The sequence below is a fragment of the Enterobacter sp. EC_64 genome (assembly GCF_019584165.1).
Lineage (GTDB): Bacteria > Pseudomonadota > Gammaproteobacteria > Enterobacterales > Enterobacteriaceae > Enterobacter > Enterobacter roggenkampii.
The window spans coordinates 1-9275 of the sequence record NZ_VDAS01000055.1 but is presented as its reverse complement, the minus strand read 5'-3'; the positions used below and the strand labels follow the sequence as shown (position 1 = coordinate 9275).

The window sequence follows — 9275 nt, the reverse complement described above, 5'->3', positions numbered from 1 at the left end:
ACGGTCTAAATAGGCTGATTCAAGGCATTTACGGGAGAAAAAATCGGCTCAAACATGAAGAAATGAAATGACTGAGTCAGCCGAGAAGAATTTCCCCGCTTATTCGCACCTTCCCCAGCAAGCACTCGCCTCAATAAAATCTCAAACTTACCAAAATATTGAGGTCATCCTGGTTGATGATGGAAGTACGACGGAAGAGTCTGATCGTTATTTGAATCTCATCGAGAATGATTTTAACTCTCGAGGCTGGAAAATCGTCCGTAGTTCTAATAACTATCTGGGCGCTGCAAGGAATTTGGCTGCGCGACACGCCTCCGGCGAATATCTGATGTTTATGGACGATGATAATGTGGCTAAGCCTTTTGAGGTGGAAACATTTGTTACGGCAGCATTAAACTCTGGGGCCGATGTGTTAACCACACCAAGCGATCTTATTTTTGGTGAGGAGTTCCCTTCTCCGTTCCGTAAAATGACGCACTGCTGGCTTCCGTTAGGACCTGATTTAAATATCGCCAGCTTTAGTAACTGCTTTGGTGATGCTAATGCGCTGATCAGAAAAGAAGTTTTCGAAAAAGTAGGCGGATTTACTGAGGATTATGGTTTAGGTCATGAAGACTGGGAGTTTTTTGCAAAAATATCGTTACAGGGATATAAATTGCAAGTCGTCCCAGAACCTCTATTTTGGTATAGAGTTGCAAACTCCGGCATGTTGTTAAGTGGAAATAAGACTAAAAACAACTACCGTAGTTTCCGTCCATTTATGGATGAGAATGTTAAATATAATTATGCAATGGGGTTGATACCTTCCTACCTCGAGAAGATTCATGAGCTTGAGAGTGAAGTGAGTCGGTTGCGCAGCATCAATGGCGGTCATTCTGTCAGTAACGAGTTACAACTTTTAAATAATAAGATTGATGGTCTTATTTCTCAGCAGAGAGATGGTTGGGCCCATGACCGCTTTAATGCTCTGTATGGGCCCTGTCGCGCAGATTTACGTGGTGAAGAGCGATGATGAAGCGGTAGCTCTGGCCAATGATTCCCACTACGGGCTGGGCGGTGCGGTCTTTAGCCAGGATATTGAACGGGCGAAGAAAATGGCCTCGCGCATTGAGACCGGGATGGTGTACATCAACTGGCTCACCGATACCGCGGCTGAACTGCCGTTTGGCGGCGTGAAGCGTTCCGGCTACGGGCGCGAGCTGTCGGATCTGGGGATCAAAGAGTTTGTGAACCAGAAGCTGGTGGTAGTGCGCCAATAGCGGCAGCCATAAAAAAAACCTGCCATCTGGCAGGTTTTTTGGGAAGTGGGTAACGTTAGAAGTTTACGCCGCCGCCAATGTAAGCGCCGTCAATCAGCGTGTGGTTTGGACGGCCGTCTTTGCCGTCAACGCTGACGTGGCGATAGCCCACTTTCAGCGTGACCAGTGAAATTGGCGACCAGCTTACGCCACCATTGGCTTCAACGTAGTTTTTCACGCTGTTGTTCAGGCCTTCCGGCGCGGCATAGCCTTCGCCAAAGACGCGGATGCTGTCGGTCAGGGCTACGCTAACGCCGCCGCCGATAGGGAACGCCACGCCGTTATCGCCTTTTTTCGGGCCGATGTAGATAGCTTTCGCGCCTGCGTTCAGCATCACTGGGCCGACCTCCAGGTTATAGCCTGCGCCCACGCCGCCGGTCTGGGTGCCGTCGTCGGTGTTTTTCAGCCAGTTGCTTTCTGCGTACAGGCCGGATGAGGATTTACCCATTTCCAGATTCAGGTTGGTAAAGTTTTTACCCTGCTCAAGGCTACCGCCCATCGCCAGTGCGGAACCGGATACGGCGGTCAGAGCGGAAAGGAGCAGGATATTAAGCTTTTTCATGGTTTATTCCTCGTCATAAAATTAATCTGAGGACACCTTAACAAGTGGATTTTACTTCTGCAAATGGCTTTGTTGAATAAATCGAACTTTTGCTGAGTTGAAGGATCAGATCACGTATCTTCCCGACAACGCAGACCGTTCCGTGGCAAAGCAAAAGTTCAAAATCACCAACTGGCCCACCTACAATAAAGCCCTCATCAACCGTGGCTCCATAACTTTCTGGCTGGATGATGAAGCTTTTCAGGCCTGGTATGAGTCAGCAACACCTTCTTCACGAGGCAGACCTCAGCGCTATTCTGACCTTGCCATCACGACTGTGCTGGTCATTAAACGCGTATTCAGGCTGACCCTGCGCGCTGCGCAGGGCTTTATTGATTCCATTTTTTCTCTGATGAACGTTCCGCTACGCTGCCCGGATTACAGCTGTGTCAGCAGGCGGGCAAAGTCGGTTAATGTCAGTTTCAAAACGACCACCCGGGGTGAAATCGCACACCTGGTAGTTGATTCCACCGGGCTGAAGGTCTTCGGTGAAGGCGAGTGGAAAGTCAAAAAGCATGGCCAGGAACGCCGTCGTATATGGCGTAAGCTGCATCTGGCCGTTGACAGTAAAACACATGAAATCATCTGCGCTGACCTGTCGCTGAACAACGTTACGGACTCAGAGGCCTTCCCCGGGTTAATCCGGCAAACCCACCGGAAAATCAGGTCAGCCGCCGCCGATGGCGCTTACGATACCCGGCTATGTCACGATGAACTGCGGCGTAAGAAAATCAGCGCGCTTATCCCGCCCCGAAAAGGTGCGGGTTACTGGCCCGGTGAATATGCAGACCGTAACCGTGCAGTGGCTAATCAGCGAATGACCGGGAGTAATGCGCGGTGGAAATGGACAACAGATTACAACCGTCGCTCGATAGCGGAAACGGCGATGTACCGGGTAAAACAGCTGTTCGGGGGTTCACTGACGCTGCGTGACTACGATGGTCAGGTTGCGGAGGCTATGGCCCTGGTACGAGCGCTGAACAAAATGACGAAAGCAGGTATGCCTGAAAGCGTGCGTATTGCCTGAAAACACAACCCGCTACGGGGGAGACTTACCCGAAATCTGATTTATTCAACAAAGCCTAGGAACCTTGCTAAATCGTTGGTGAGCAGCAACAAGCTGACCATGCAGGCCATTAATGACGTGATCCTGCCTGGCGGGATCAGGGGCGTTATCTGTCTGCCCCCTGCGGTGATTGACGGTACAATGGCCGTAGCGTTTCGTAAGGATTTGGCGGCCGATAAAAATCTGGAGCAGCTGACCCGCGAGGGGATTTTCAGTGACTGCCGGAAGATTACCGGCAGCAAGCAAAGCCTAACGGATGATGATTTTTTCCTTAAAGAGCTGCACAGCAGCGAAAAATGGCCCGCATTCCTGCAAACCGCCGTTGAGAAGAAACGCACTATCGTGATCTGCGGTGAAACCGGGTCGGGGAAAACGGTACTCACGCGCGCGCTGTTAAAATCGCTACATAAAGACGAGCGTGTAATTATTTTAGAGGACGTTCACGAAGTCACGGTCGATCACGTTGTAGAAGCCGTTTATATGATGTACGGCGATGCAGGAAAGATCGGCCGCGTCAGCGCCACTGATGCCCTGCGAGCCTGTATGCGTCTGACACCGGGCCGTATCATCATGACTGAGCTTAGGGATGATGCTGCGTGGGATTATCTTAAAGCACTTAATACCGGCCATCCAGGCGGTGTTATGTCAACGCACGCTAACTCTGCGCGCGATGCCTTTAACCGTATTGGGCTGCTTATCAAGGCGACCCCTATCGGCCGTATGCTCGATATGAGCGATATTATGCGAATGCTCTACTCCACCATTGACGTTGTGGTGCATATGGAAAAGCGGAAAATCAAAGAAATTTATTTTGACCCTGAATATAAAATGCAGTGTGTGAACGGGAGCCTGTAATGAAAAACTTAGCAACCTGGCTTCTGGCCGCAGCATTTACGACAGCCGCCCTGCCCGCCTTTGCGGTGGAACCATCCGTTCAGGTTGGCTACTCGCCTGAAGGAAGCGCCCGCGTTCTCGTCCTGAGCGCCATTGACTCCGCAAAAACCTCGATACGGATGATGGCTTATTCTTTTACCGCCCCGGATATTATGAAAGCACTGGTAGCAGCCAAAAAACGGGGAGTTGATGTGAAAATCGTAATTGATGAAAGGGGCAATACGGGGCGCGCCAGCATTGCGGCCATGAACTACATAGCGAACAGCGGCATCCCTTTGCGTACTGACAGTGATTTCCCTATCCAGCATGACAAGGTGATCATCGTGGATAATGTGACCGTTGAAACTGGCAGCTTTAATTTCACCAAAGCGGCCGAAACGAAAAACTCGGAGAATGCGGTGGTGATCTGGAACATGCCTAAGCTCGCTGAATCATTCCTCGAACACTGGCAAGACCGCTGGAATCGGGGGAGAGACTACCGTTCCAGCTACTGAATACTGACCGCCAAAAGGCGGTTTTTTTGTTCAAAGAAACTGATCTCAGTATCGCGCCCGGGGCAGCTGGCCAACGTCGCCGGCATCGCGCCGGCAAAAATCGAAAAACAGAAATATCAGCAAGATAGCTTAAACAGGTGTCGGGAAATTTCGTTGAGATATTTTGAAGGAATCACAGTGTAAGCAGGCGCTTTTTCAGGGAGGCGCGTTCTTGCGGGTTGCGTCCCTTGTGATTGGCGATGCGATCCGCCGTGGCGGCCTGGCGCTTGACGGGCCAGTAGGAGCGGCCATCCTTGCCCATCGACCAGACGCTGCTGGCCTGGTTTTCCAGCAGGGGCAGATGGGCGCTCAGGGCTTCGGGCGACGCGCTGGTCAGCGCCGTGCGCTCACGGGTGCGCCAGCGCTGATGCCAGAGCTTCTTGTCCTCGCGCTCGCTGCCGCAGGTCGTGTGCCCGACGATGGGTGTTTTGCGGCGGCTGCGGCTCATAACGTAGTGGTCTCCAAGAACATTCAGGACTGATCCCAGGCGTCGATGGTCAAGACCTGATCGGCAGGACAGGCGGCTACGCGGTCGGGAACTGGATGGTGTTCAGTCTCATGCCGACCCCATTCGATTGATCGCGTCGCTTGCGGCACGCTGCGACGCAAGGAGGTTTGCGACCTGGTTTAGCAGCCGTGTCCGCTGCATGTCTGTTACCTATCTCCCCGACCGCTCATTGGACCAACTCCAGAGATTGGGCTCTATCGCTCAGCCAATACGAAACCGGCATTGGCTGATGCCACAACCGAGACTAACACAAATGGCTCGGTACCTGTATTTCGCGCCCCGTGCACTTGGCCCGGTCTTGCCACGGCTATCTCACCTTCCCTGAGGGCACGAACAATCCCATTGCCCTGAAAGTAATCAGCCATTCCCGACAAAACAGTCCACGTGTCTTGGCCGTGAGGATGAATGTGAGCCGCAATTTCCTGCCCGGGATGGACATGCCAAACCACGATAATTGAGTCTCGGGTTTCAAGCACAACGGAACGAATAGGCTCGCCTTCGGACGGCTGAACATACTCGGCTACAGAAAATATTCTCGATTCAACAGTCATCGGAGATCCCTCTTTCACAGTTGTCGTTACGGTCTTCATCGTCGGCATCCTGACGCACGGCGGGCAATTGCTGGAGCAACGCCGGCAGCCATTCCTGTACCGTCTCCCACACCACATCGAGGTTGATGTCGAAATAGCCGTGAGCCATGCGATTACGCATATTGCGCATGCTGCGCCACGGCACGTCGGCATGCGCCTGGGTGAACTCGACGTAGCCATCCATCACCTTTGTGGCCGCCTCGCCGATGACGATCAGGCTCATGATGACGGCCTGCTGGGTGCGCTTGTCGGCCAAGAAGTCGTCCTTGGCCATCCCTTCCACGAAGCTGCGCGCATCGGTTGCGGCCTGCTGAATGTGGTCGAGGTAATCGGGCAGGCGGTTCTCGCTCATATCGGTTGCGCCTCCGCGAGCACCTTGGCCCGGAACTTCGGCGGCAGGTCGCCGGGAGTCAGCAGATCGACGTCAACGCCGAGCAGCGATTTCAGTTCTTCTTCCAAATCGCCCAAGTCCAACAACGTGGCACCGGGCAGCGCATCGACCAACAGGTCGAGGTCGCTGCCATCCCGGTCGGTGCCATGCAGCACCGAGCCGAAGACGCGCGGGTTCGCGGCGCGAAAGCGGCCTACCGCTTCACGCACTGCGCTTCGCTTCATGTCAAGCACAACAGACGGTCGCATGCGCATCCTTTCTTATCGAAACTCGTTGAGATGATATGCAATCAAGAATAGAATTTCAAGAAGAAGGAAACCGCATGCCCCGCCGTTCGATCCTCTCCGCCGCCGAGCGCGAAAGCCTGCTGGCGTTGCCGGACACCAAGGATGAGTTGATCCGTCACTACACGTTCAGCGAAAGCGACCTCTCCATCATCCGGCAGCGGCGCGGCCCGGCCAATCGGCTGGGCTTCGCGGTGCAGCTCTGCTACCTGCGCTTTCCCGGCGTCATCCTTGGCGCTGATGAGCCACCGTTCCCGCCATTGCTGAGACTGGTCGCCAACCAGCTCAAGGTCGGCATCGAAAGCTGGGACGAGTACGGGCAGCGTGAGCAGACCCGACGCGAGCACCTGGTCGAGCTGCAAACGGTGTTCGGCTTCCAGCCGTTCACGATTGGCCACTACCGGCAGGCTGTCCAGTTGCTGACCGAGCTGGCCATGCAAACCGACAAGGGCATCGTGCTGGCCAGAGCCTTGATCGAGCACCTGCGGCGGCAGTCGGTCATTGTGCCCGCCCTCAACGCCGTCGAGCGGGCGAGCGCCGAAGCGATTACCCGCGCCAACCGGCGTCTCTACGACGCCTTGGCTGAGCCGCTGACGGACGTGCATCGCCGTCGCCTCGACGATCTGCTCAAGCGCCGCGACAACGGCAAGACGACGTGGCTGGCCTGGCTGCGGCAATCCCCGGTCAAACCGAACTCGCGGCACATGCTGGAACACATCGAACGCCTCAAGGCGTGGCAGGCGCTCGACCTGCCCTCCGGCATCGAGCGGCTGGTTCACCAGAACCGGCTGCTCAAGATCGCCCGCGAGGGCGGCCAGATGACGCCCGCCGACCTGGCGAAGTTCGAGCCGCAGCGGCGTTACGCGACCCTGGTGGCGCTCGCCATCGAGGGCATGGCCACCGTCACCGACGAAATCATCGACCTGCATGACCGCATCCTGGGCAAGCTGTTCAATGCCGCCAAGAACAAGCATCAGCAGCAGTTCCAGGCATCCGGCAAGGCGATCAATGCCAAGGTGCGGCTGTTCGGGCGCATCGGCCAGGCGCTGATCGAGGCCAAGCAAGCGGGCCGCGATCCGTTCGCCGCCATCGAGGCCGTCATGTCCTGGGATGCTTTCGCCGAGAGCGTCACCGAAGCGCAGCGGCTCGCGCAACCCGAGGACTTCGATTTCCTGCACCGCATCGGCGAGAGCTACGCCACGCTGCGCCGCTACGCGCCGGAATTTCTCGACGTGCTCAAGTTGCGGGCCGCGCCCGCCGCCAAGGACGTACTCGACGCCATCGAGGTGCTGCGCAGCATGAACAGCGACAACGCCCGCAAGGTGCCCACCGACGCGCCGACCGAGTTCATCAAGCCGCGCTGGCAGAAGCTGGTGATGACCGACACCGGCATCGACCGGCGCTACTACGAACTGTGCGCGCTGTCGGAGCTGAAGAACGCGCTGCGCTCCGGCGACATCTGGGTGCAAGGCTCGCGCCAGTTCAAGGACTTCGAGGACTACCTGGTGCCGCCCGCGAAATTCGCCAGCCTCAAGCAGGCCAGCGAATTGCCGCTGGCCGTGGCCACCGATTGCGACCAGTACCTGCATGACCGGCTGACGCTGCTGGAAACGCAGCTCGCCACCGTCAACCGCATGGCGCTGGCCAACGAGCTGCCGGACGCCATCATCACGGAGTCGGGCCTGAAGATCACGCCGCTCGATGCGGCGGTGCCCGATACCGCACAGGCCCTGATCGACCAGACGGCGATGATCCTACCGCACGTCAAGATCACCGAATTGCTGCTGGAGGTAGACGAATGGACGGGCTTCACCCGGCACTTCGCCCACCTGAAGTCAGGCGACCTGGCCAAGGACAAAAACCTGTTGCTGACCACGATCCTCGCCGACGCGATCAACCTGGGCCTGACCAAGATGGCGGAATCGTGCCCCGGCACGACCTACGCCAAGCTGGCCTGGCTGCAAGCCTGGCACATCCGCGACGAAACCTACGGGGCGGCACTGGCCGAGCTGGTCAACGCGCAGTTCCGACATCCCTTCGCCGAGCATTGGGGCGACGGCACCACGTCATCGTCGGACGGCCAGAACTTCCGCACCGGCAGCAAGGCCGAGAGCACCGGCCACATCAATCCGAAATACGGCAGCAGCCCAGGGCGGACGTTCTACACCCATATCTCCGACCAGTACGCGCCGTTCCACACCAAGGTCGTGAACGTCGGCGTGCGCGACTCGACCTACGTGCTCGACGGCCTGCTGTATCACGAATCCGACCTGCGGATCGAGGAGCACTACACCGACACGGCAGGGTTCACGGACCACGTCTTCGCGTTGATGCACCTGCTGGGCTTCCGCTTCGCCCCGCGCATTCGTGACCTGGGCGACACCAAGCTCTACATCCCGAAGGGCGATGCCACCTACGAGGCGTTGAAACCGATGATCGGCGGCACGCTCAACATCAAGCACGTCCGCGCCCATTGGGATGAAATCCTGCGGATGGCCACCTCGATCAAGCAGGGCACGGCGACGGCCTCGCTGATGCTCAGGAAGCTTGGCAGCTACCCGCGCCAGAACGGCCTGGCCGTCGCCCTGCGTGAGCTGGGACGCATCGAGCGCACACTGTTCATCCTGGACTGGCTGCAAAGCGTCGAGCTGCGCCGCCGCGTGCATGCCGGGCTGAACAAAGGCGAGGCGCGCAACGCGCTGGCCCGCGCCGTGTTCTTCAACCGCCTGGGGGAAATCCGCGACCGCAGCTTCGAGCAGCAGCGCTACCGGGCCAGCGGCCTCAACCTGGTGACGGCGGCCATCGTGCTATGGAACACGGTCTATCTGGAGCGGGCCGCGAACGCCTTGCGTGGCCACGGTCAAGCCGTCGATGACGGCCTGTTGCAGTACCTGTCGCCGCTCGGCTGGGAGCACATCAACCTGACCGGCGATTACCTCTGGCGCAGCAGCGCCAAGATCGGCGCGGGCAAGTTCAGGCCGCTACGGCCGCTGCAACCGGCTTAGCGTGCTTTATTTAATGAGATGGTCACTCCCTCCTTCCCGGTACTATGCTGAGGACAGGCTTTCATTCGGAGAACTATCATGGAAAACATTGCGCTCATTGGTATC

General features: G+C 56.9%; 8 protein-coding genes and 3 pseudogenes. 6 read left to right on the top strand and 5 right to left on the bottom strand.

The window, feature by feature from the left end; genetic code table 11:
• Nucleotides 1-106 precede the first annotated feature (106 nt).
• Together FHC52_RS22195 and FHC52_RS22190 are read left to right on the top strand one after the other, a co-directional pair.
• Nucleotides 107-973, top strand: a pseudogene (locus tag FHC52_RS22195) (glycosyltransferase family 2 protein); the annotation flags it as partial.
• A 1-nt stretch (nucleotide 974) separates the two neighbouring features.
• A pseudogene (locus tag FHC52_RS22190) lies at nucleotides 975-1259 on the top strand (aldehyde dehydrogenase family protein); the annotation flags it as partial.
• A 55-nt stretch (nucleotides 1260-1314) separates the two neighbouring features.
• On the opposite strand, the gene FHC52_RS22185 reads toward FHC52_RS22190, so the two are convergent.
• Nucleotides 1315-1860, bottom strand: coding sequence for a YfaZ family outer membrane protein (locus FHC52_RS22185; protein WP_035893376.1), 546 nt, complete (start codon nucleotides 1858-1860; stop codon nucleotides 1315-1317).
• Between the two features lie 97 nt (nucleotides 1861-1957).
• On the opposite strand from FHC52_RS22185, the gene FHC52_RS22180 reads away from it, so the two are divergent.
• From FHC52_RS22180 to FHC52_RS22170, 3 genes and pseudogenes are all read left to right on the top strand, one after another.
• A complete protein-coding gene (locus FHC52_RS22180) occupies nucleotides 1958-2926 on the top strand; it encodes an IS5-like element IS903B family transposase (RefSeq protein ID WP_077950057.1) in 969 nt (322 codons plus the stop codon).
• 57 nt (nucleotides 2927-2983) lie between these two features.
• Nucleotides 2984-3820 (top strand): annotated as a pseudogene (locus FHC52_RS22175) (ATPase, T2SS/T4P/T4SS family); the annotation flags it as partial.
• Nucleotides 3820-4353, top strand: coding sequence for a phospholipase D family protein (locus FHC52_RS22170; protein WP_000792636.1), 534 nt, complete (start codon nucleotides 3820-3822; stop codon nucleotides 4351-4353). The pseudogene FHC52_RS22175 and the gene FHC52_RS22170, both read left to right, overlap by 1 nt.
• A 172-nt stretch (nucleotides 4354-4525) precedes the next feature.
• Here FHC52_RS22170 and FHC52_RS22165 read toward each other — a convergent pair whose 3' ends face one another.
• The 4 genes from FHC52_RS22165 to FHC52_RS22150 form a co-directional block, all read right to left on the bottom strand.
• A complete protein-coding gene (locus FHC52_RS22165) occupies nucleotides 4526-4840 on the bottom strand; it encodes a hypothetical protein (RefSeq protein WP_000091613.1) in 315 nt (104 codons plus the stop codon).
• A gap of 254 nt (nucleotides 4841-5094) precedes the next feature.
• Complete coding sequence (locus FHC52_RS22160) at nucleotides 5095-5451, bottom strand: cupin domain-containing protein (RefSeq protein WP_000215515.1); 357 nt, start codon at nucleotides 5449-5451, stop codon at nucleotides 5095-5097.
• Complete coding sequence (locus tag FHC52_RS22155) at nucleotides 5441-5842, bottom strand: DUF86 domain-containing protein (RefSeq protein ID WP_001293886.1); 402 nt, start codon at nucleotides 5840-5842, stop codon at nucleotides 5441-5443. Before FHC52_RS22155 ends, FHC52_RS22160 begins: the two co-directional genes overlap by 11 nt.
• On the bottom strand, nucleotides 5839-6129 hold the full coding sequence (locus FHC52_RS22150) for a nucleotidyltransferase family protein (protein WP_001247892.1): 291 nt from the start codon (nucleotides 6127-6129) through the stop codon (nucleotides 5839-5841). Before FHC52_RS22150 ends, FHC52_RS22155 begins: the two co-directional genes overlap by 4 nt.
• 74 nt (nucleotides 6130-6203) lie before the next feature.
• Between FHC52_RS22150 and FHC52_RS22145 the strand changes: the two genes are divergently transcribed.
• Nucleotides 6204-9170 carry a Tn3-like element ISPa38 family transposase gene (locus tag FHC52_RS22145; protein ID WP_003100881.1) on the top strand — a complete coding sequence of 989 codons (2967 nt, stop codon included), beginning with the start codon at nucleotides 6204-6206 and terminating at the stop codon, nucleotides 9168-9170.
• The last annotated feature ends 105 nt before the right edge of the window (nucleotides 9171-9275 follow it).